Genomic DNA, 22,754 nt, shown 5'->3' with positions numbered 1-22,754 from the left:
ATCAGAATTCTCCCAGCATTATGACCTCAGGTTCCAGTGTTACCCCTGAGTTTTCAAGTACCTTTTCTTTTACATCGCAGATAAGTCTGTAAACATCGGCAGAAGTGGCTTCTCCCATGTTCACCACAAAGCCGCAGTGCTTGTCGGAAACCCTTGCGCCACCCACCTGGTAGCCTCGAAGCCCAGCATCCTCAATGAGCTTTCCGGCAAAATAGCCCTCGGGCCTCTTAAAGGTTGAGCCTGCACTGGGGTATTCCAGGGGCTGCTTCTCTTTTCTCTTGAGAGCCAGGTCGTTCATGGTTGCAATGATGGCGTCCTTGTCACCTTTTTCCAGGGAAAGGATCACCTCAAGGACCACATAGCCCTTGTTCTTGATGGCACTGGTTCTGTAGCTGAACTCCATGGCTTCGTTGCTGAAGATTTCGATCTCTCCCTCAGGACTTAGAACCGTGACACTCTCCGTGATCATCTTCATTTCACCGCCGTAGGCTCCTGCGTTCATGATCATGGCGCCGCCGATGGTTCCCGGGATTCCTGCCGCAAACTCAAAGCCCGTAAGGGAATTCTCCCTGGCCAGGGCCGCGATCTGTGAGTTGAGACAGCCTGCCTCGGCACGGATCCTGGTTTCATCCACAACTTCAAGGTTCTTGAGGTTTGAAAGAGAAATGATAACTCCCTCGTAGCCCTTGTCAGAAACCAGAAGATTACTGCCGTTACCAAGGATATAGTGCTGCTCTCCGCTCTTCCTGATGATATCCAGGGCCTCCAGCAGCTGCTGCCTGTTATCGGGCCTTATAAAAAGGCGCGCAGGCCCACCGGTTTTAAACGTGGTGTGCCTGCTCATGGGTTCGTCTATTAATATGTTTTCTTCCGAAAGTATCCCCCGTAGGGACTCTAATAATTCTTCCTTCAAAAGACTTCTCTCCATTAGTATAAAAGCATCTTTGCTGCGCCGTATACGCCTGCGTCATTTCCAAGCTTGGCCAGAGCGAACTTTGCATCGCCGCAGCCCGGGAATACGTACTTCTTGAAGCTTGGCATAAGAAGGTCAAAGAGCATGTCTCCTGCCTTGGATACACCGCCGCCCAGAACGATGATCTCAGGGTTAACTACGCTGGCTGTGATGGCAATACCCTTTCCAAGGTAGTAGCCGTATCTCTCTGCGATCTTGGTGGCTACAGCATCGCCCTTCTTGGCTGCATCGAAGATGTCCTTGCACTCGAAAGCGCCGCCGCGAAGAACGCTGTCCTCTTTGGTCTCAGCCAGGATTCTCTTGGCAATTCTAACTGCGCCTGTCGCGCTGGCATACTGCTCAAAGCAGCCGTGCTTGCCGCATCCGCAGGTATCAGGCTCATCATCCACAAGATGGATATGTCCGATCTCTCCGCCTGAGCCCTTGGCTCCGCTTAAGATCTTGCCTTCGTTGATGATTCCGCCGCCAACGCCGGTTCCGAGAGTTACAAGAAGCATGTTCTGATAGCCCTGTCCGCCGCCCTTCCAGGATTCTCCGAGAGCTGCTACGTTAGCATCGTTTCCTGCCTTAACGGGAAGCTTAACCTTGGAGTGAAGCTCGTTGACAACGGCTCTGTTCTCCCAGCCCAGGTTAACTGCCTGATAGCAGAGGCCGTCAACATTAACGGCACCGGGAACGCCTACTCCGACACCGACTACGTCTGCGTCGTTGATGCCCTTTTCATTTATCTTGGCTCTGATAGCCTCGGCAACGTCTGTTAAAACAAACTCGCCGCCGTTATCTGTTCTTGTGGGAACCTCCCAGAAATCCACCTTCTCGCCGGTCTCTGTAAGAAGTCCGATCTTTGCTGTTGTGCCTCCAATGTCTGCTCCGAATACGTATCTTGCCATCTTTTTTCGTCTCCTCTATTTTATTTAGTCATCCGCCTCGTCATCTTCGTCTTCATTTCTTCGACGTGCGAGCGAATTTTGTACGCGGTTGTAAAGCTCCTGAGCTGCGTTGTAGCCCATGGCCTTCTGTCTGTGGTTGACAGCTGCGGACTCGCAGATAACAGCCAGGTTACGTCCGGGTCTGATGGGGATTCTGTGGCATACGATCTTGTTTCCAAGATACTCTGTATACTCCTCCTCAAGGCCCAGTCTGTCATACTCTTTATCCTTGTCCCAGTCCTCAAGCTTGATAACCAGGTCGATGGTCTGGGTCTCTCTTACGCTGGATACACCGTAAAGAGTCTTAACATCGATGATACCTACACCTCTCATCTCGATGAAGTGCTTGGTGATATCAGGGGCTGTACCGATAAGGGTCTCCTCACTTACACGGCGAAGCTCAACAACGTCGTCCGATACAAGACGATGTCCTCTCTTGATGAGCTCGATGGCGGTCTCGGACTTACCGATTCCGCTCTCACCGGTGATAAGAACGCCGACACCGAAGATATCTACCAGAACTCCGTGTATGGAAATACAAGGAGCAAGCTTGACATTAAGCCATCTGATTATCTCTGCCATAAAGGCTGAAGTGGATTTCTTGGTCAAAAGAACGGGTACCTTCTCCTCCATTGCTATCTTGATAAACAGCGGGTCCGGAGCAAGCTCCCTGCAGAAAACAACACCGGGAATATCGAAAGAAAGGAATTCCCTGTACATCTCTTCCTTTTTGTCATCAGGAAAAGATTCCATATATGTATACTCAACGAAGCCGATTACCTGAAGACGAGTGGCCTCAAAATGCTCGAAGTAGCCTGCCAGCTGAAGGGCGGGCCTGTTGATATCGGGCTGACTGATCCTGATCTTCTTGATATCAAGCTCAGGGGTCAGGTTTTCAAGCTTCATTTTTTCAATGATAGTTTTAAGACTTACGCTTGCCATTATTATCCTCCTCCAAGAAAAGTGTGCACGTGAACCAAACTCACACGGCTTCATAATAACACAGTTGTGGTACTTTTTCCACTGGTGCCAATCTCTGCTGGCTGTTTTTCCCCGCAGAATTTATAATAGTGACATGAGCAATTTTGATATCAAAGAAGAATTAAAAAAGCTCCCCAACGAACCGGGAGTCTATATCATGCATGATGAGAACGATACCATCATGTACGTGGGAAAAGCGGTGAATCTGCACAATCGTGTCAGGTCCTATTTTCGCGCCAACATCGGCCGCGGACCTCAAATCGATCAGATGGTAAAACAGATCGCCCGCTTCGAATATATCGTCACGGATTCCGAACTGGAGGCTCTGGTGCTGGAGAACAACCTCATCAAGGAGCACTGCCCCAGATACAACACTCTGTTAAAAGACGACAAGACCTATCCTTATATTAAGGTAACAGTGTCCGAGGATTATCCCAGAGTCCTTTTTTCCAGACTTATGAAAAAAGACAAGTCCAGATATTTCGGCCCCTTCACCAGCGCCGCTGCGGTTAAGGATACCATCGATCTCATCAACAAGATCTACGGCCTTAGGACCTGCAACAGGGTTCTGCCCAGGGACATCGGCCTGGAGCGGCCCTGCCTCAACTACCATATGAAGCAGTGCTGCGGCCCCTGCACCGGCAATGTGACCAAAGAGGAATACCGGGAACGCATCGACAAGGCCCTGGAATTCTTAAACGGCAACTACGGCCTTATAATAAAAGACCTTCAGCAAAAGATGGAAAGTGCCTCCGAGGAGCTGGACTTTGAGTCCGCCGCCAAGTACAGAGACCTTCTAAACAGCGTAAAAGTTGTGGCCCAGAAGCAGAAGATGACGGATTCCTCCATGGAGGACAAGGACATTGTAGCCATTGCTTCCGATGAAAAGGACGCTGTGGTGCAGGTTTTCTTTGTCAGGGACGGCCGTCTCATAGGAAGAGAACACTTCTATATGACACACGTGTCTGAAAATCCCCAGGCGGAGATCCTTCTTAACTTTGTAAAACAGTTCTACGCGGGAACTCCTTTCATCCCAAGACAGCTCCTTCTTCCGGAGCCCATTGAGGATATGGAGATCATAGAAAAATGGCTCTCCCAGAGAAAGGGAAGCCGCGTATACATCACAGTTCCCGAGCGCGGCGAGAAGGAAAAGCTCATGGAGCTGGCCGCTCAGAACGCTGCCCTTGTTCTTTCCAAGGATAAGGAGCGCATCAAGCGCGAGGAAGGAAGAACTATCGGCGCGGTAAAAGAGATAGAGAATCTCTTAGGAATAAAGGGCCTCAACAGAATGGAGGCCTACGATATCTCCAACATCAGCGGCTTTGCCAACGTAGGTTCCATGGTGGTCTACGAAAAGGGCAAGCCTAAAAAGAGTGATTACAGAAAGTTCAGGATAAAATCCGTGGCAGGCCCCGATGACTACGCCTGCATGCACGAAGTTCTCACAAGGCGCCTGTTACACGGCATCGAGGAGCGCCACGATATGGAGGTTCGCGACATAGATGCTCAGTACGGCAGCTTTACCAAGTTCCCGGATCTGATTCTCATGGACGGTGGTCGCGGCCAGGTCAATATCTGTCTTCAGGTGCTGGATGAGCTGGGCATAAACATCCCCGTCTGCGGCATGGTCAAGGATGACAACCACAGGACAAGGGGCCTCTACTTTAACAATGTGGAACTTCCCATAGATACCAGGTCCGAGGGCTTTAAGCTCATCACCCGTATCCAGGACGAAGCCCACCGCTTCGCCATAGAGTACCACCGCTCCCTCAGGAGCAAAGCCCAGGTAAAGAGCTCCCTGGACGACATCCCGGGCATCGGGCCCGCCAGAAGAAAAGCTCTGATGAAGCACTTCCATTCCATAGAAGATATCAAGAACGCTTCCGTGGAGGAGCTGTCCCAGGTTCCGGAAATAAACGAGAAAGTGGCACAGCAGATCTTCGACTTCTTCCATAATTAAGTAATAGAACGCAAAAAATCCCGCAGACCTTAAGTCTGCGGGACTTTATTATCTTATTTGTCAAAATCTTCCGGTGCGTGTGAAAATCTTCCGCCGCTCTGGGCCTGAGACTGTGATGAATTCTCATTGGCAAAGATTCCCTCGTTATAATCGATTCCGGTAGAATCCTCGAAAGGGGCTTCGGATGAAGGCTTTGACTGGTCGTCCTGACCGGGCTCCTCCTTCTTTTCCTCTTCTTCCTTTCTTTCTCTCTTATCGGGAATATTGGCGCCAACCAGTGCTGACTCAGCTCTTGTGGCGTAAATTCTCTTTTTCTTAGCTGCCTCTACCTCTTCCTCGGTGGGCTCTGTAAGACCCTCCGCCTCGCGGTAGATCTTCATGAACTCCTTACCTGTGATGGTCTCTTTTTCTATAAGGAAGGCTGCGATCTTGTCCATGGTATCAAGGTGTGCGCTGACAACCTTCTTGGACTCCTCATAGCACTCAGCCAGAAGCTTTTTAACCTCTTCATCGATAAGAGTTGCGGTCTCATCACTGCACTCAAGGATCCTGTTGCCGTCCAGATATCTGTTCTGGATGGACTCAAGCTGCATAAGACCGAATCTGTCGCTCATACCGTACTGGGTGATCATGGCTCTTGCAATGGATGTGGCCTTCTCGATATCGTTGGAAGCGCCGGTGGTTACTGTATTGAAGATGATCTCCTCCGCAGCACGTCCGCCCAGAAGCACCTTGATCTCCTGAAGGAGCTCTTCCTTGGTATTGAGGTTCTTCTCATCATCCGGCACATGGAGCACATATCCCAGAGATCCCATGGTTCTGGGAACGATGGTGATCTTCTGCACGGGCTCTGTATTGGTAAGAACAGCGCTTACAAGGGCATGTCCAACCTCGTGATAGCTTACAAGCTTTCTCTCCTCCTTGCTGAGGATTGAATTCTTCTTCTCTTTTCCTGCGATAACCTGCTCAAAGGCCTCCATAAGATCCTGCTGGCAAACATACTCTCTGCCTGCCTTAACCGCATTGATGGCCGCCTCGTTGATCATGTTGGCAAGATCTGAACCAACGGCTCCGCCTGTGGCAAGAGCAACTTCCTTAAGATCAACGGTCTCATCCATCTTAACATCCTTGGAGTGAACCTTGAGGATATCCTCTCTACCCTTGAGATCAGGCTTGTCAACCACGATACGTCTGTCGAAACGTCCGGGACGAAGAAGAGCCTTATCAAGGATCTCAGGTCTGTTGGTGGCACCAAGGATAAGTACACCCTTGGAGGAATCGAAACCATCCATCTCGGAAAGGAGCTGGTTAAGAGTCTGCTCACGCTCCTCGTTACCGCCGCCATACTTGTTATCACGGCTGCGGCCGATGGCATCGATCTCGTCTATGAATATGATACAGGGGGCATTTTTACTTGCCTCTGAGAAAAGGTCTCTTACACGGCTGGCACCAACACCGACGTAAAGCTCGATGAAGTCTGAACCTGCCAGGGAATAAAACGGCACATGGGCCTCGCCTGCAACCGCTTTTGCCAAAAGAGTCTTACCTGTTCCGGGAGGTCCCACAAGAAGGGCTCCCTTGGGAAGCTTGGCACCGATCTTGGCGTACTTGGCGGGATTGTGAAGGAAGTCTACAACCTCCACCAGAGACTCTTTTGCCTCGTCCTCACCGGCTACATCCTTAAAGGTAACTCCGGTCTCTTTCTGAACATAGACCTTGGCATTGCTCTTGCCGACACTTAAAGGACCGCCGCCCTTGCCCATTTTTCTGAATATCATGGACAAAAGGAACCACATGATAAGGATAGGTGCGATGTACAAAAGGATGAAGTTGAGAATAACTCCCGAACTGTCAGGAACTTCGCTGCTGACTGTAACTCCCAGCTTCAGCATCCTGTTGGTAAGCTCCGTATATTCCTCGGCAATACCTGTATATCGGGTATTCTTCATATTGCCGATGCTCCAGATGGAAAGCCTTCCGTAGCCCTCATCTGCGAGCTCTTCGCCGTCGGTTTCTTCCAATGCATAGTTGGCTGGTTTGCCCTGCTCTTTGTTGAGCTTCTTGATCTCATCCACAGTCTTCATTGTGATGTTGATCCTGTCGGACTCAATGACAATGTGATCAACATAGCCGCCCTCGGCGTACTCAATGAACTTGGAATAGGTGATCTCCTTGCTGGTGTTCTCTGAGAAAGCTCTCAGGAAATAAGTCATGAGCAGCATGGTGATAAGTGCCGCAACCAGAAGAAGAATCAGGTTTTGTCTTCTTGGTGAGTTGGAACCGTCCCCCATGGGATTGTTGTTCCTCTGTTTGTTATTATTATCCATATTTTCTTTCCATTCCTTGTTAAATACTACTGTTTAATATAATACGTAATGTGTTATGATGTCTACGTAGGTTTCTGCAACTTACGTACTTTTATATTTCTTATTTTGCGATATTATATCGCACACAATTTAATATTTCAACATCAATACTCATTAATTATATAAGATTTATTAATAAAATTGTAGTTTAGCAGTAGATTTTCCCCTGCTAAAATTATATAATATGACTTTGTTTTGATTCGTAATATCTATTTCTATTAAATTATCATTAACTAATATCTCGTCTTAAATCAGGAGGAAAAAAGAAAATGGCTGTCAAGTATATCTTTGTTACAGGTGGAGTTGTGTCCGGACTTGGAAAAGGGATCACTGCCGCATCACTGGGAAGGCTTCTCAAGGCAAGAGGCTACAAGGTGACGATGCAGAAGTTTGACCCCTATATCAACATCGACCCCGGAACCATGAACCCTGTTCAGCACGGAGAAGTATTCGTGACCGAAGATGGTACAGAAACTGACCTCGACCTTGGACATTACGAAAGATTTATTGACGAGAATCTTGATAAAAATTCAAACGTTACAACCGGTAAGATTTACTGGTCCGTTCTTCAGAAGGAGCGTCGCGGCGATTACGGCGGACGCACCGTACAGGTTATCCCTCACATTACCAACGAGATAAAAGGCAAGTTCTATCGCAACTTTACAGACGACGAGACCCGCATCGCCATCATCGAGGTAGGCGGAACCGTGGGAGATATCGAGTCACAGCCTTTCCTTGAGGCCATCAGACAGTTCCAGCACGAGGTTGGACATGAGAACGCAATGCTTATCCTTGTTTCTCTTATTCCTTACCTTCGCTGCTCCCAGGAGATCAAGACCAAGCCCACACAGTCAGCAGTTAAGACCATGCAGGGAATGGGACTTCAGCCCGACGTTATCGTATGCCGCAGTGAGATGGAGCTTGACCAGGAGACCAAGGACAAGATCGCTCTTTTCTGTAACGTTCCCAGCAGCCACGTTCTTAACAACCTTGACCTTGAGTATTTATATGAAGCTCCTCTTGCCATGGAAAAAGAGCACCTGGCTCAGGTTGCCTGCGAGTGCCTCAAGCTTGATTGTCCCGAGCCCGACCTTACAGACTGGAAGGCAATGGTTGACACTCTCTATTCATTAAAACACGAAGTAAGAGTTGCTCTTGTAGGAAAATATACACAGCTTCACGACGCATACATTTCAGTTGTTGAGGCTCTTAAACACGGCGGTATCTCCAATCAGACCGCAGTAGATATCAAGTGGGTAGATTCAGAAACTGTTACTCCCGATAATGTAGCAGAGATTCTTTCAGATGTAGACGGACTTATTGTTCCCGGGGGCTTCGGCGACCGTGGTATCGAGGGTATGATCACCTCAATCAAATATGCCCGTGAGAACAACCTTCCATTCCTTGGTCTTTGCCTTGGAATGCAGCTTGCCATCGTAGAGTTTGCAAGAAATGTAGTAGGCTTCACAGATGCTCACTCCATCGAGTTTGATCCTAACACACAGCATCCTATGATCGCTCTTTTACCTGACCAGAACGGAGTTGAGGATATCGGCGGAACCTTAAGACTTGGCTCATATCCCTGTGTTCTTGATAAAGAGTCCAAGGCCTTCCAGCTCTTTGGTTCAGAGAACATCACAGAGCGTCATCGTCACAGATACGAGGTTAACAACGACTACAGAGCAGTTCTTGTACAGAACGGCCTGAAGCTCTGCGGATTATCTCCTGACGGAAGAATCGTTGAGATGATCGAGCTTCCTTCCAATTCATTCCACATGGCTACACAGGCTCATCCCGAGCTTAAGTCAAGACCTAACAGACCACATCCTCTTTTCTCAGGATTCATCAAGGCTTCACTGGAGCACGAGAACAAATAAATTCAGACATAGCAAAAGGCCTCGTCCACGCAAGTGGTTGAGGCCTTTAATTTTCTCAAATTATACTTCTTTGCCGGGCTCCAGAGCCTTTTTCTCGTTCTTGATCTCCCAGTGGATAAGGAAGGTCAGCACAGCTCTGAGGGTTATGATGGCTCCAAGGATACCAAGCTCAGCCCAGTCCCGGACCACAACGGTTCTAAGGACCTCGCCTCCCAGCTTGAATTCCAATGCCAAAGCAATGCCCTGAGCCAGTTCCAGTCTGATGAAGTCGCTCTTTTTTATCCACAGAATAAAGCTCTTGACGCCGGTGAACACAAGGATACAGATTCCGAAAAATTCCAAAAGAAGCGTGGAAAACTCAACCACGTACCTCAAAATACTTTCCGCTGTAAGATAAGCACTTTCCATAGCCGTCCCTCCCATCACTTCTATTGTAGCAGACTTTCTCCAAAAAATAACGCCTTAGCGACTTTTTTAGGCCGCCAAGGCGTATTTTTATGATCATTACTTAATTTCTATATTGAGCTTATTAAGATGCCATACTTCATCAACATATTCCTGGATTGTTCTGTCTGATGAGAACTTGCCGCAGCTTGCGGTGTTAAGAAGAGCCATCTTAGCCCAGCGCTTCTTGTCAGCGTAGGCATCGGAGATACGGTTCTGGGCCTCGAGATATGCCTCGAAGTCCTTGAGGATAAAGTACTGGTCAGCCCTGTTGCCGCCTACCGAATTAAGGAGGCAGTTATAAAGCGGTCTGAAGAGCTCTCTGTCCTTGGAGAAGGTGCCGTCCACCAGCATATCCAGCGCCACCTTTACGTTAGGATCGCTGTTGTAGATATCCTGAGGATTGTAGTTGCCGTTTCTCTCATAGTCCATAACCTCCTGAGAAGTAAGACCGAAGATAAAGGCGTTCTCTTCACCCACTTCATTGACGATCTCAACGTTAGCACCGTCAAGAGTTCCCAGGGTAACCGCGCCGTTAAGCATCATCTTCATGTTACCTGTTCCGGAAGCCTCCTTGGAAGCTGTGGAGATCTGCTCTGAAACATCAGCCGCAGCGAAGATAAGCTCCGCATTGGATACTCTGTAATCCTCGATAAATACTACCTTGAGCTTACCCTTGATATCCTTGTCGTTGTTGATAACATCAGCAACTGAGTTGATAAGCTTGATGGTAAGCTTGGCTGTGAGGTATCCCGCAGCAGCCTTGGCGCCGAAGATATAAGTCTTGGGATAAAAATCTTTTCCCGGATGAGTCTTGATATCGTGGTACTTGTACATAACTGTCAGGATGTTGAGCAGCTGACGCTTGTACTCGTGAAGTCTCTTAACCTGTACGTCGAAGATTGACTTGGGATCAACCTTAACTCCGTTGTGCTCTAAGATATAAGCGGCAAGGCGCTCCTTGTTCTTGAGCTTGATATCCATGAACTGAGCCAGAGCCTTCTTGTCGTTGGCAAATTCTTTCAGCTTTTCCATCTGGGACAGGTCTGTGATCCAGTCGTCGCCGATCTTCTCTGTTACCCAGTCAGCCAGAAGCGGATTTGCATGTAAAAGGAATCTTCTCTGGGTGATACCGTTGGTCTTGTTGTTGAACTTCTCGGGCATCATCTCGTAGAAATCCTTAAGCTCTCTCTTTTTCAGGATCTCTGTGTGGAGCTTGGCAACGCCGTTAACGGAATGACCGCCGACGATAGCCAGGTGAGCCATCTTGACCTGATTGTCATAAAGAATAGCCATGCTGCGGATCTTGGCCTGAACATCGATTCCTGCGCTGTTTGAGTACTGACGCATGATCTGGTCAACGAATCTTCTGTTGATCTCATCAACGATCTGGAAGATTCTGGGAAGCAGTCTCTGGAACAGATCCATAGGCCATTTCTCAAGAGCCTCAGACATGATGGTGTGGTTGGTGTAGCAGCAGGTGTTCATGGTCACATTCCATGCATCATCCCAGGAGAGATAATACTCATCCATGAGAAGCCTCATAAGCTCTGCCACCGCAACGGTAGGATGTGTATCGTTAAGCTGGAATACAGCTTTTTCGTAAAAATATCTGATATCGTCGTGGTGCTTAAGATATCTCTTAAGGGCTGTCTGAACAGAAGCAGAGATAAAGAAATACTGCTGTTTAAGTCTCAGCTCCTTACCTGCGATGTGGTTATCATTGGGATAAAGCACCTCACAGAGCTGGCTGGCAAGGTTCTCCTGCTCTACAGCCTTCTGATAGTCGCCCTTGTCGAAGGAATCCAGCTGGAAGCACTGAATAGGCTCCGCATCCCAGATTCTGAGGGTATTTACAACGCCGTTGCCATAGCCAAGAACCGGCAGATCGTAAGGAACCGCCCTTACTACCTGGTAGCCCTCCTGCCTGAAGCAGGTTCTGCCATAGTCATCTGTATATACATTTACGTAGCCGCCAAACTTTACTTCCTTGGCGTACTCGTTTCTTCTAAGCTCAAAGGGATTGCCGTTCTCAAGCCATGTATCCGGGGCCTCAACCTGGTAGCCATCCTGAATGACCTGACGGAACATTCCGTATTTGTAGCGGATACCGCAGCCGTAAGCCAGATATCCAAGTGTTGCAAGGGAATCCAGGAAACATGCGGCAAGTCTTCCGAGACCACCGTTTCCAAGGGCCGGATCCGGCTCCTGATCCTCAACAAGGTTTACATCAATTCCCAGCTCGTCCAAAGCCTCTTTTACCGGCTTGTAAGCCTGTAAGTTGATAAGGTTGTTGCCAAAGGCTCTTCCCATAAGGAATTCCATGGACATGTAGTAGACGATCTTGGGATCCTGCTCATCCGCAGCTTTCTGGGTGGTCATCCAGTGGTCAACTATGGCATCCTTGATGGCGTAGGCTGATGCCTGGTAGAGCTGTTGGGGCGTAGCCTCCTCCATAGTCTTCCTGTACAGTGTCTTAACGTTGTACTGCACGCTTCGTTTGAATAGGTCTTTGTCAAAAGATAGTTGTTTTTTCTTCATAAAGCCTCCTCGTTATTGCGTGTAATAGATTTTTCCTCATTTCCTATCACAATAAAAAATACGCACATTTTGCCAAAAAATCAAGCTTTCCTTGAACAGGGCAAACATGTACGTATTTATTTTACCGCAAAAGCGGTTACTATTTTATTAAATAACAGTAAACATTAATGGTCATGCAAATCTGTGAGATATCACAACCAGATTCTTTCCATCCTTTTTGAAGGTGAAATAGGAAGCATTTCTGCCTCTGTAGCCCTCCTCATCCTCTGTGTAAACGGTGTAAACATCACCCTTTTTGGTTCCGGATACACATTTGAACCTGGGGAAGCATCCGTCTGAGCGCTCTACATAGTAGCTATCGTACTTTTCAATGTAAGTAGCCTTGTAAGGCTTTCTGGCCTCTGAATAATCAAGACCTGTGTTCTTCTTTACAAAAGCCTCCAGATCTCCCCTCTTTATCGCAAGCACATCTCCTGTCGGCTCATAACCAAGCTCCTGCTCAAATGCAGCATACTCCTCATCGGAAATATCCCCAACTACTGCGATGCCGGCGCCGCTGTAGAAAACATCATTCCAGTCGATATCCTGGGCTGTCTCATATTCTGACATCAAAAAGCTGCCGTACTCGCTTGTTCCGATGATCTGCTCTATCTCACTAAGTTCTTCCTGTGTAAGTGCTACCTCAGATTCCCCAGAGCCAACCTGCTCAATCTGATTGACCTGTCCCTCTTCAGGCTCTGCCTCAAGGCTTTCAGACTGCACTGCAATATCTTCCAGGGAAATATCGGAAACCACCTCATCCTTTGATACAACCTGTGTTTCTGTAGCATCCTTGCCGCAGGCTGTCATGGATAAGATCAAAGCTCCGGTTAAAAACGCTGATAAAACTCTTTTCATAATGACTCCTCGAATTATTTAGTTATTTACTACCTTTGCAAAACGCAATGTCTCTTTGTCCCATGTGGGATGAAGAGGTCTGTACTTCATCTGGCTCTTTGTGCTTGCAGCCTCAACAACCATTCCGTTACCTGCATAAACAACAACATGGTGGATTCCACTGCCGTTATCCATGAAGATAAGGTCTCCGGGCTGAAGCTCGCTCTCGCTGCTAAGGTGCTGGATGTGTGAATCCTTGTAGTACAGATCTGTTGCTCTGCGGTAGTCGAAGTTGATTCCCTGCTCTCTGTAAAGAGTGCGAACAAATCCTGAGCAGTCGAAATCAATTATTCCGTCGCCGTCAGCATCTCCGCCGTCAGCTCCGTAAATATACTCGCCATTTCCTTCCTGAGTATAGTAGATACCCTTATCAACAAGAGCCTGTCTCTGTTCAGGTGAAAGTGCTCTGTCGCCGTTATCCGGATTCGGTTCCGGTGTGGGCTCGGGTGTGGGCTCCGGTGTGGGCTCAGGAGTAGGTTCCGGTGTGGGCTCAGGAGTAGGCTCCGGTGTGGGCTGTGGTGTAGGCTCCGGTGTAGGTTCCGGAGTAGGTTCCGGCTTAGGCTCGGGAGTAGGCTCCGGTGTGGGCTCAGGAGTAGGTTCCGGTGTAGGCTCCGGTGTGGGCTGTGGTGCAGGAGTATTCATAGGATCCTTCTTAACAAAGAACTCCTTAACCTTATTCTCTCCTTCTGTGAAGATAGTAACGATTCTTCTCAGTGCATCAGACAGAACATTGATGGCACTTGCTTCCTTCTGAGTGTTAACCGATAAGGTCTCAAGGGCCGGGGCCAGTTCTGCCAAACTGCTGTCCAGCTCGCATTTTACCTGATCTATCTCAACTGCATGTTTGTTAAGTGCCTGGGAAACACTGTCCAAAACATTGCAATTCTGTAATACAACTGTTGGTTTAATACTAAAACGTGACATTTAAATCTCCTTTTGTAACCATTTTATTTCAAAGAACTATCAGTGGGTTCTTGCATAATCACCATCGAAGAAGAGCTCTAACTCATCAAGGATTCTGTTTGTCCAGCCATCTCCGTAATCACCCCACTTCTCAAGTCCCTTATACTCGTTGATAAGCTCATTATAGAAGCCATCACGGTCTTTGCCGCCGGATCTGAGGAAGTTGTCTAAAGCATGTCCGCCGTTGGCAAGGGCAGGTCTGTTATAGATTGCAAGATACAATGCGTCATACTGCTGCTGAGTAGGTGTAAATCCTGTTCTGGAGCAGAGTCCGTCTACAACGCCCTTGTAGTATGTCTCTTTTGCCTTATAGATCTTGTAGCTGGTATCGGCATCAATTACCTGACCAACCTGAGTTACATCTATTCCGTAATTATCCTTGTACCACTGGATGGCGTCAGCGTCGTTTTTGTCTACTGTTATTCCGAAGCCAAGGGTGTACTTGCCATCGCCGATATCCATTATCTTCAGGCCAACAAGATTGCCGTTTTCATCATAAACACCGGCTCTTCCTACTTCGTATGCGCACAGAATATCAAAGCCTTCATCGCTGAGGCCGTTAGCAGGTCCATCCTGAGGCTCCGGTGATGGTGTCGGGTCGGGAGTAGGTGTTGGATCCGGTGTAGGTGCTGGATCCGGTGTAGGTGTGGGTGCAGGTGTAGGCTCTACTTCCTCCTTAGGATCCGGTGTAGGCTGTGGTGTTGGATCCGGTACAGGCTCGGGTTTAGGAATATTGATAGGATCCTTCCTGACGAAGAACTCCTTAATCTTCTTCTCTCCATCTGTGAAGATAGTTACAATTCTTCTCAGAGCATCGGACAGCACATTGATGGCTGTTGCTTCATTTTTTGTATTTAATGATAAAGTTTCAAGGGCCGGGGCCAGTTCTGCCAAACTGGTATCCAGCTCACATTTTACCTGATCTATCTCAACTGCATGTTTATTAAGTGCCTGGGACACATTATCAAGAACATTGCAATTCTGTAATACAAGTGATGGTTTAATACTAAAACGTGACATTTGAATCTCCTTTTGACTCTTTTTGTAATGCGTAGTCATTGTAGCACTTGTTTTTTATAGTTTGTTGGATTTCTGACGAATGACACTTGAAATCGGACGAATAACACTTTTTAAAAATTTCCACAAAAAAAAAGAGAGCTGACTCGATAAAAGTCAGCTCCCTGAATATTATTTTTTATCAAACCTTCTCAACACCGATTGTTACTTTCTCGCCGTTGATATCCCACTCTTTTGCGTTGGCAACGTCTGAACCGTAAACCACCTCGTTTGCAAGAACCTTGGTGGCGATGCTGCTCTCGTTGGCCTTAACGATCTCAGCAAGCTTGTCGTTTCCGTTCAGTGAAACCTTGATGTGATCCATAACTTCGAAGCCTGAATCCTTACGCATGGTCTGAACCTTACTGATAACCTCAAGGACGAAGCCCTCTCTGATGAGTTCCTCTGAAAGGTTGGTATCAAGAACCACTGTGATTCCCCAGTTCTCCTGAGAAATGAAGCCTTCCTTCTGAGCCATCTCGATAAGAAGATCTTCCTTAACAAGCTCTACATCCACATCGTTCACATTGAACTTGATAACGCCGTTGGTGTTAAGCTCATCCATTGTAGCGTTTCCGTCGAGGGTCTCAAGGTAAGCCTTGATAGCTCCGATGTTCTTGCCATACTTAGGTCCTAAGGTCTTAAGCTGTGGCTTGAAGGTGTAGCTTGTAAAGTCGCGAACGTCATCTGTAAATGCTACGTTCTTAACATTGAGCTCTTCTCTGATGATGTCTGTGTAGAACTCGCCTACAGTCTGCTCAGCCTTAACATACATCTGTCCGATAGGCTGACGGTTCTTGATGTTAGCTGCATTTCTTGCTGCACGGCCAAGAACTACGATATCAAGAACTTCCTCCATGTCCTTCTCAAGCTTGGAATCGATGAGTGACTCATCTACTGCAGGGAAGTCGCAGAGGTGGATTGATTCAGGTGCATCCTTGAAGCTGTTGCGAACAAGGTTCTGATAAATCTCCTCGGTCATGAAAGGAACCATAGGAGCTGCTGCCTTGGATACTGTTACAAGAGCAGTGTAAAGAGTCATGTAAGCAGAAATCTTGTCCTGCTCCATTCCCTTAGCCCAGAATCTCTCACGGCTGCGGCGTACATACCAGTTGGACATCTCGTCGACAAAGTTGTCAAGAGCCTTACCAGCCTCAGGAATTCTGTAGTTATTAAGGTTCTCATCTACAGCTTTTACGCAGCTGTTAAGCTTACTAAGAAGCCACTTATCCATAACGGTAAGCTTATCAAGCTCCAGCTTGTAGTTAGCTGCATCGAAACCGTCGATATTAGCGTAAAGTACGAAGAATGCGTAGGTGTTCCAAAGAGTTCCAAGGAACTTGCGCTGTCCTTCCATAACGGCGTCACCGGAGAATCTGCTGGGAAGCCATGGTGCGCTGTTGGTGTAGAAGTACCATCTGATGGCATCTGCACCGTATTTCTCAAGAGCGTCGAAAGGATCAACGGCGTTGCCCTTTGACTTACTCATCTTCTGTCCGTTCTCATCCTGAACAAGACCAAGAACGATAACGTTCTTAAATGCAGGCTTGTTGAAAAGAAGTGTAGCCTCTGCGTGAAGTGAGTAGAACCATCCTCTTGTCTGGTCTACAGCCTCTGAGATGAACTCAGCAGGGAACTGCTTCTCGAAGAGCTCCTTGTTCTCAAATGGATAGTGGAGCTGTGCAAAAGGCATTGCTCCTGAGTCGAACCAGCAGTCAATAACCTCTTTTACCCTGTGCATCTTCTTGCCGCACTTAGGGCAGGTGATCTCAAACTGATCGATATAAGGTCTGTGAAGCTCTGTGGTCTCAGCGGACGGATCTCCTGAAAGCTCAGCCAGCTCTTTTCTTGAACCTACTGAAAGCTGATGGCCGCAGTCATCGCACTCCCAGATATTAAGAGGTGTTCCCCAGTATCTGTCACGGGAGATCCCCCAGTCCTGAATGTTCTCAAGCCAGTCGCCGAAACGTCCCTTACCGATTGACTCAGGAACCCAGTTGATCTCTTTATTGTTGCGGATAAGGTCATCCTTAACCTCTGTAACCTTGATGAACCATGATGAACGAGCGTAGTAAAGAAGCGGTGTGCCGCATCTCCAGCAGTGAGGATAATCGTGCTCCATCTTAGGTGCGGAGAAAAGAAGTCCTCTTGCGTCAAGGTCCTTCAGAACCTCAGGATCTGCACTGATGGCACCCTCGTCCATTTCCTTCTGAGTGGGCTTACATCTGTAGCCTGCAAAAGGAGTCTCAGGCTTGAGCTTACCTTCGCTGTCTACCATCTGTACAAGAGGAGCATCATACTTACGTCCTACTCTTGCGTCGTCTTCACCGAATGCAGGAGCGATGTGTACGATACCTGTACCATCTGACATAGTTACGTAGTTGTCGCAGTAGATGAAGAATGCCTTCTTGTGCTGCTTGTCAGCCTCGTCCTTAGCGCACTGGTAAAGAGGCTCATACTCTTTGTGCTCGAGGTCTGTACCAACGTAGGTCTCGAGAACTTCGTATGCTGCCTGTCCTTCCTCTTTTGCGAGAGAACCAAGAACAGTATCAGCAAGAGCCTGTGCAAGATAATATGTATAGCCGTCTGCTGCCTTAACCTTAACGTAAGTCTCGTCAGGGTTTACGCAGAGGCCGATGTTTGAAGGAAGTGTCCAGGGTGTTGTGGTCCATGCGAGGAAGTAAGCATCTTCACCTACAACCTTGAAACGTACAACAGCTGTGCGCTCTTTTAATACCTTATAGCCCTGTGCTACCTCGTGAGATGAAAGAGGGGTACCGCAGCGAGGGCAGTAAGGAACTACCTTGAAGCCCTTGTAAAGGAGGCCTTTCTTCCAAATCTCATTAAGAGCCCACCACTCGGACTCGATGAAATTGTCATCATAAGTGATGTAGGGGTGATCCATGTCAGCCCAGAAACCAACTGTGCCGGAGAAATCCTCCCACATTCCCTTGTATTTCCATACGGATTCCTTACACTTCTTGATGAAGGGCTCCATTCCGTACTCTTCGATCTGCTCCTTGCCGTCGAGGCCAAGCATCTTCTCAACTTCCAGCTCTACAGGAAGACCGTGTGTGTCCCAACCAGCCTTACGGGGAACTGTATAACCCTTCATGGTTCTGTAACGAGGGATCATATCCTTGATGGCACGTGTAAGAACGTGTCCGATGTGGGGCTTACCGTTAGCTGTAGGGGGTCCGTCATAGAACATATACATCTCACCCTTGCTTCTTGTGTCCACACTCTTCTGGAATATGTCTTCTTTTTTCCAGAACTCTTCAATCTTCTTCTCTCTGCCGACAAAGTTCATGTCAGTTTCGACTTTGTTATACATATCTTCTCCTTTCTCCCTTTGCGTTAGAATCAGCCCCAAACTCGAAAATGCTACGCATTTCCTCGTTCGTGTTGCTCGCCATATATTGATGTACAAATGCATGCGAGCATGTATTTGTACATCACTGCATGGCTCTGCTTCTCACGCAAAAAATAAAGTCCTGCCCTCGTAAAAAGGACAAGACTCATGAATAATCTCGTTATACCACCTGTTTACACATACGCGCCAAAACACTGTTTCGGTTGAATACGCTCTTCGTTAACGCCAAAGAATACGTCAGGATCTACTGATGTAACCTTCAATCCTGCAGCTCAGAAGTGATTTTCACATGGTAGTTACTTGCACTGCCTCTCACCTGCCGGCAGCTCTCTGGAGCTTTCTCAAACCTGCTACTGTCTTCGTCACAGCCTTTTTTACATATATTGCACATATAATACTACTGTTTACTGTATATTGCAACTAGAATTAATCTATGGACCGGATACCATCATGAATAATAGATTCCCAGGATTTCGATAAGCTTTCCGTTCTCGTCAAATCTGTAATAGCAATTCACGCTGTAATTCTTCATAAGTTTAATGAAGTTCTGTTTCGGAACACGGGCACCGTACACATCGTTTACAGGATAAAACAGGGAGATATATACATCATCAGCCAGTTCGCATATTCTTTCAGGCTCATCATACAAAACCATCTCATCCACCGGCACATCTTCCATAGGCTCCTCATGGCCTCTTTTAACAACGACCTTTCCCTCTTCATTAACAGAAAGTGTACCGGCCTCCATTCCGGCACTGAAGCCTCCGGAAAAATGGCTGTAATCGTCATCTTCCTGGGGGAAATCAGCCAAAGTCTGCCTTCCGAGGAGCTCCTCATAGCTTAAGAAATTATATCCCGAATTATCCTTTTTCGAATACTTAATGCCTTTTTCCTCAAAGGCGATCCCGGATATGTCCGGCGTAAGAGCTGCATCTCCGGCTTTGTCCGAAAGAAGCTTTTGAAGCTCCTCCACAGTTCCCGGATAAAAGTCCATGATATTGTGCTCTTCTCCGGTCTGAAGATTGTAAAGATGGTAAGCATCATGGGAGGTTTCTTCACCCTCCGCCATCCGGGTGCAATTCTCGGATACAGCCAGATATGTATCATCAATAAGCTTTACTGAATAAATCCGGTATATTTCACTCTTATGGGTATGCTTTTTGCAATCATCCTCGGTATATCCCGCCGCTGCGTACTGGGCATTAAGCTTCTCAATTTCGGCCACTCTTTCATTTGTGTGCGCCATCAAGGTTTCATTAGCCTGATCTACTGTTTCTGAATACCATCCCTCGAATACATAGTACTCTGACACAAGCTCATCAATAACCGCATTGCAGCGAGGGCAAACAGCCTTGGCTGTCACAGACTCAACATGTCCATATCTTGCCAGTCCGAAATCCATCGGATCTATGCCCAGACTATGCTGCGTATTATCGGCATCATCCATGTCTGCAATACACCAGTCCACAACACCGTCAACACGGTCCCTAAATATCAGCTTGCCATTCCTAATGATAAGCGAATCCAGCGGAACCCCTCCGCTATAGTAGCCTAACAGGGAACCTATTACTTCACTTTTGCTAACCAACATCTTATCATCGCCGCTTTTTATATCATAGGAATGAAGATCAATTACATAGCTGCCATTAAAATATTTGTAGTACACCTTTTCGTTCTGATACTCCAAAAAGAAGCGGGAATAGCCCACTGAACCTTCTATCGGAGGAAGATAATCATACTTTTCCTTATCTATATCAAGATAAAAAGAGCACTTCGGATAATCGAAACGGGATGAAAAAATAACATACTTCGAATCATAATCTATTATCTCAATATCGTCTTCATCGGGAAAACCCTTGAGCAGAGCAGCCTCTCCATCAGCATTTATCCTGTAAAATCCATCATCCTTTTTTCCAACAATAAATCCGTATTCTCCCAGGATTCGCTCATAACATGCAAGTTCATATTCCTCACCTGGCAATATGCATTCATAATTGTACAGCTCATGGAAAAAGGGATACATACTGCTGTCCGTTTCTCCATGATAGTTCAGTTCGCCTTTCTCCTTGAGGATCTTATAGACGATGTACTGCTCTGAAGTATCATATATTGCATAAAAAGCCCCGTCATAATAATCAAAGGCTACCAGAGTGTCCCAGTGGTCACGGTCAACTATCATCTTGATCTCTTTGGATCTTTTATCAACCGCAAATACTGCATCTCTTTCTCTTGCCGAGCTCTCAGCATCTTTCTTGGAGCACAGCAAGTACAATATACCGCCCTTTTCCAGAAGCAAAGTCACAGGCTCATATTCACTGCCCTTATCTTCAAAAATAGTCTTGAAATCAGCCAGATCGTATTTGGCTACAGTTTCATCCTTCAGATTCACATATACCGGCTTGTCATCCTGCTCAGTCGGATAAAACAGCAGCTTGTCAAAAAAGTCATCCTCATATTCTTCTGCAACAAAAGAATCCTCTTTTGCCTTGCCGCAGCCCGCAAGCATTGTAGCCGTAAGGCCTACACAGACTGCACTTGTAAATACTTTCCCCAACTTCTTGTCCCACATACTTTTTTCGCTCCCAATCACATTTAATTATGACTTATATGCCCCTCTATTTTTTTCATAAGTTAACCCCTTACCTCTATCACTACGATTTCAGGATGGTTAAAAAATCTGGGATAGGGCATGCGCTCTCTGCAAAGGCCTCTGCTGACTACCATATTGGTTCCGTTACTGAGGGTGTAGAGGCCGTCCACATATTTAGGCCAATATCCCTGATCCGGAGCCAATGTTCCAATGCCGGTAAAAGGATTTATCCACTGTCCGCCGTGGGCGTGGCCGGAGACTACCAGATCAAAGTCGTAGTCGTCATAGTAATCCACTCTTTCAGGGCGATGAGATAAAAGAATCTTGTAGTTATCGGAACCTGAACTTGCCGATTCCAGCTGCGCTCTCCACTCCTCATCGCTCATGTATGTGGGATCGTCCACACCGCAGATCTCATAGGTCTTTCCCTTTATCTGAGTGGTAACGTAATTTCCATCAAGCACGGTTACCCCAATACCTGTCAGGTATTCCTTAAACTCTTTTTCCATGCCGCTCCAGATCTCGTGGTTTCCTGTAACATAATAGCAGGGGCATTTCTCAGCTATCTGCTCAAGGAAGATCTTGGCATTGTCGTTCTTGAACTTGTTATCAAGGATATCCCCGGATAAAAGAACTGCGTCCACATTGCCCTTCTCGATCATCTTCAAAAGACCCTTCTGGTCCTTCCCGTAAAAACAGGAGTGAAGGTCCGTTACAAGTGCAAAGCGGGCGGAATCCCCACTATTCTCCGCATCTCCAAGGGTAATCTCCTCCGTTACCGGCACTTCAAACCAGATGGTAAGTATAATGATCAGCGATACAATTGTCCTTAAAATTGGAAATCTCTTCTTTTTCTTTTCTTTTTGTTCTGACATAAATAACCCTCAACAAATTCTCATTTATTTATGAAAACTAAAAAAGTCTCACATAGCAAAAGAATAGTACACAAAAATCTGTCAAAAAACCACCACTACATCAGAATATACACAGAAAATTCGCAAAATAACGCAAAAGAGCTTGCTTCCGTTATTGGCGGAAACAAGCTCTTTGAAGACATATTTAGAATGTCAGATTACTCCTTGTCCAGGAACTTGTAGGTAAATGCTGCGAGAGCTGCACCAACAAGGGGTCCTACGATAAATACCCATAAGCTGATGATGGGTGCTGTGTTCTCTCCGATTGCTGCGAAGATTGCAGGGCCAAGGCTTCTTGCAGGGTTAACGGATGTTCCGGTAAGGCCGATGCCAAGGATGTGAACCAGAGTAAGTGTAAGACCGATAATAAGGCCTCCTACTGATCCGTGCTTAGCCTTAGGTGATGTAACACCAAGGATTGTAAGAACGAATATAAATGTAAGAACAATTTCTACGATAAGACCAGCGATAGGGTTTCCGCTTACGCCGTCAAGGCCGTTGGCACCGAATCCGCCTGTAGCATCATCAACTGCGCCCAGGGCAAAGATGCCTGCAAGGATAGCAGATCCAACAACGCCGCCCAGGCACTGGGCGATAACATAAGCGATAAACTGAGCAAGGTTCATTCCACCTGTAAGGAAAACTGCCAGTGATACAGCAGGGTTGATATGGCAGCCTGAGATATTACCGATGCAGTAAGCCATTCCAACGATTGTAAGACCAAAAGCAAGAGCAGTTAAAAGATAACCGCTGCCGCTCATGGCATCGCAACCTACCAGCATTGCTGTTCCGCAGCCCATTACTACAAGTACACAGGTTCCAATACATTCAGCAACATATTTCTTCATACT

Annotated in this window: 15 protein-coding genes and 1 other annotated feature; of the genes, 2 read left to right on the top strand and 13 right to left on the bottom strand. The window is 47.1% G+C overall.

Going from position 1 to position 22,754, the window contains the following annotated elements; translation table 11 throughout:
- Position 1: 1 nt before the first annotated feature.
- The 3 genes from murB to hprK are packed head-to-tail and all read right to left on the bottom strand — an operon-like array spanning position 2 to position 2,844.
- Entirely contained in the window at positions 2 to 913 is a 912-nt protein-coding gene (murB, locus tag T359_RS0110960; RefSeq protein ID WP_026517528.1) for a UDP-N-acetylmuramate dehydrogenase, read from the bottom strand.
- A gap of 14 nt (positions 914 to 927) precedes the next feature.
- Positions 928 to 1,863: an ROK family glucokinase gene (locus tag T359_RS0110955; protein WP_026517527.1), complete on the bottom strand. Its 936-nt coding sequence runs from the start codon at positions 1,861 to 1,863 to the stop codon at positions 928 to 930.
- A 24-nt stretch (positions 1,864 to 1,887) separates the two neighbouring features.
- Positions 1,888 to 2,844 carry an HPr(Ser) kinase/phosphatase gene (gene hprK / locus T359_RS0110950; protein WP_026517526.1) on the bottom strand — a complete coding sequence of 319 codons (957 nt, stop codon included), beginning with the start codon at positions 2,842 to 2,844 and terminating at the stop codon, positions 1,888 to 1,890.
- A gap of 133 nt (positions 2,845 to 2,977) precedes the next feature.
- On the opposite strand from hprK, the gene uvrC reads away from it, so the two are divergent.
- The gene (uvrC, locus tag T359_RS0110945) at positions 2,978 to 4,843 is read left to right on the top strand and encodes an excinuclease ABC subunit UvrC (RefSeq protein ID WP_026517525.1); all 1,866 of its coding nucleotides are present in this window, start codon (positions 2,978 to 2,980) and stop codon (positions 4,841 to 4,843) included.
- 53 nt (positions 4,844 to 4,896) lie between these two features.
- Here uvrC and ftsH read toward each other — a convergent pair whose 3' ends face one another.
- Complete coding sequence (gene ftsH, locus T359_RS20070; RefSeq protein WP_035784306.1) at positions 4,897 to 7,170, bottom strand: ATP-dependent zinc metalloprotease FtsH; 2,274 nt, start codon at positions 7,168 to 7,170, stop codon at positions 4,897 to 4,899.
- Positions 7,171 to 7,478: 308 nt separating this feature from the next.
- On the opposite strand from ftsH, the gene T359_RS0110935 reads away from it, so the two are divergent.
- Positions 7,479 to 9,086, top strand: a complete 1,608-nt coding sequence (locus T359_RS0110935) for a CTP synthase (RefSeq protein WP_026517524.1) — start codon at positions 7,479 to 7,481, stop codon at positions 9,084 to 9,086.
- 60 nt (positions 9,087 to 9,146) lie between these two features.
- Here the strand turns inward: T359_RS0110935 and T359_RS0110930 are convergent, their stop codons facing one another.
- The 9 genes from T359_RS0110930 to T359_RS0110890 all read right to left on the bottom strand — a co-directional run bounded on the left by T359_RS0110930 (position 9,147) and on the right by T359_RS0110890 (position 22,751).
- Positions 9,147 to 9,494: a DUF1622 domain-containing protein gene (locus tag T359_RS0110930; RefSeq protein WP_026517523.1), complete on the bottom strand. Its 348-nt coding sequence runs from the start codon at positions 9,492 to 9,494 to the stop codon at positions 9,147 to 9,149.
- Between the two features lie 96 nt (positions 9,495 to 9,590).
- Positions 9,591 to 12,071 (bottom strand): glycogen/starch/alpha-glucan phosphorylase, encoded by a 2,481-nt coding sequence (locus tag T359_RS0110925; protein ID WP_026517522.1) that lies wholly within the window; start codon positions 12,069 to 12,071, stop codon positions 9,591 to 9,593.
- 171 nt (positions 12,072 to 12,242) lie between these two features.
- A complete protein-coding gene (locus T359_RS0110920) occupies positions 12,243 to 12,968 on the bottom strand; it encodes a hypothetical protein (protein ID WP_026517521.1) in 726 nt (241 codons plus the stop codon).
- Between the two features lie 18 nt (positions 12,969 to 12,986).
- A complete protein-coding gene (locus T359_RS0110915; RefSeq protein ID WP_026517520.1) occupies positions 12,987 to 13,931 on the bottom strand; it encodes a C40 family peptidase in 945 nt (314 codons plus the stop codon).
- 39 nt (positions 13,932 to 13,970) lie between these two features.
- A complete protein-coding gene (locus tag T359_RS22820; RefSeq protein WP_026517519.1) occupies positions 13,971 to 14,990 on the bottom strand; it encodes a hypothetical protein in 1,020 nt (339 codons plus the stop codon).
- Between the two features lie 178 nt (positions 14,991 to 15,168).
- Entirely contained in the window at positions 15,169 to 18,360 is a 3,192-nt protein-coding gene (gene ileS / locus T359_RS0110905; protein WP_026517518.1) for an isoleucine--tRNA ligase, read from the bottom strand.
- Between the two features lie 170 nt (positions 18,361 to 18,530).
- Positions 18,531 to 18,774 (bottom strand) — a binding site (T-box leader).
- Positions 18,775 to 18,847: 73 nt separating this feature from the next.
- Positions 18,848 to 20,968: a hypothetical protein gene (locus T359_RS22815; RefSeq protein WP_026517517.1), complete on the bottom strand. Its 2,121-nt coding sequence runs from the start codon at positions 20,966 to 20,968 to the stop codon at positions 18,848 to 18,850.
- A 62-nt stretch (positions 20,969 to 21,030) separates the two neighbouring features.
- On the bottom strand, positions 21,031 to 21,864 hold the full coding sequence (locus T359_RS0110895) for a metallophosphoesterase (RefSeq protein ID WP_026517516.1): 834 nt from the start codon (positions 21,862 to 21,864) through the stop codon (positions 21,031 to 21,033).
- A gap of 197 nt (positions 21,865 to 22,061) precedes the next feature.
- Positions 22,062 to 22,751, bottom strand: a complete 690-nt coding sequence (locus T359_RS0110890; protein WP_026517515.1) for an MIP/aquaporin family protein — start codon at positions 22,749 to 22,751, stop codon at positions 22,062 to 22,064.
- Positions 22,752 to 22,754 lie beyond the last annotated feature (3 nt).

This window comes from Butyrivibrio sp. MC2021 (genome assembly GCF_000621605.1).
Lineage (GTDB): Bacteria > Bacillota > Clostridia > Lachnospirales > Lachnospiraceae > Butyrivibrio.
Note: the sequence above shows the minus strand (reverse complement) of the source record. Positions and strands in the feature narration are given on the sequence as shown.

Coding starts and splice junctions, on each gene's coding strand:
- T359_RS0110895 (WP_026517516.1), bottom strand. CDS start 21,864: ATGTCAGAACAAAAAGAAAAGAAAAAGAAGAGATTTCCAATTTTAAGG.
- T359_RS0110925 (WP_026517522.1), bottom strand. CDS start 12,071: ATGAAGAAAAAACAACTATCTTTTGACAAAGACCTATTCAAACGAAGC.
- T359_RS0110890 (WP_026517515.1), bottom strand. CDS start 22,751: ATGAAGAAATATGTTGCTGAATGTATTGGAACCTGTGTACTTGTAGTA.
- T359_RS0110930 (WP_026517523.1), bottom strand. CDS start 9,494: ATGGAAAGTGCTTATCTTACAGCGGAAAGTATTTTGAGGTACGTGGTT.
- T359_RS22820 (WP_026517519.1), bottom strand. CDS start 14,990: ATGTCACGTTTTAGTATTAAACCATCACTTGTATTACAGAATTGCAAT.
- T359_RS0110915 (WP_026517520.1), bottom strand. CDS start 13,931: ATGTCACGTTTTAGTATTAAACCAACAGTTGTATTACAGAATTGCAAT.
- T359_RS0110920 (WP_026517521.1), bottom strand. CDS start 12,968: ATGAAAAGAGTTTTATCAGCGTTTTTAACCGGAGCTTTGATCTTATCC.
- T359_RS22815 (WP_026517517.1), bottom strand. CDS start 20,968: ATGTGGGACAAGAAGTTGGGGAAAGTATTTACAAGTGCAGTCTGTGTA.
- ftsH (WP_035784306.1), bottom strand. CDS start 7,170: ATGGATAATAATAACAAACAGAGGAACAACAATCCCATGGGGGACGGT.
- hprK (WP_026517526.1), bottom strand. CDS start 2,844: ATGGCAAGCGTAAGTCTTAAAACTATCATTGAAAAAATGAAGCTTGAA.
- ileS (WP_026517518.1), bottom strand. CDS start 18,360: ATGTATAACAAAGTCGAAACTGACATGAACTTTGTCGGCAGAGAGAAG.
- T359_RS0110955 (WP_026517527.1), bottom strand. CDS start 1,863: ATGGCAAGATACGTATTCGGAGCAGACATTGGAGGCACAACAGCAAAG.
- T359_RS0110935 (WP_026517524.1), top strand. CDS start 7,479: ATGGCTGTCAAGTATATCTTTGTTACAGGTGGAGTTGTGTCCGGACTT.
- uvrC (WP_026517525.1), top strand. CDS start 2,978: ATGAGCAATTTTGATATCAAAGAAGAATTAAAAAAGCTCCCCAACGAA.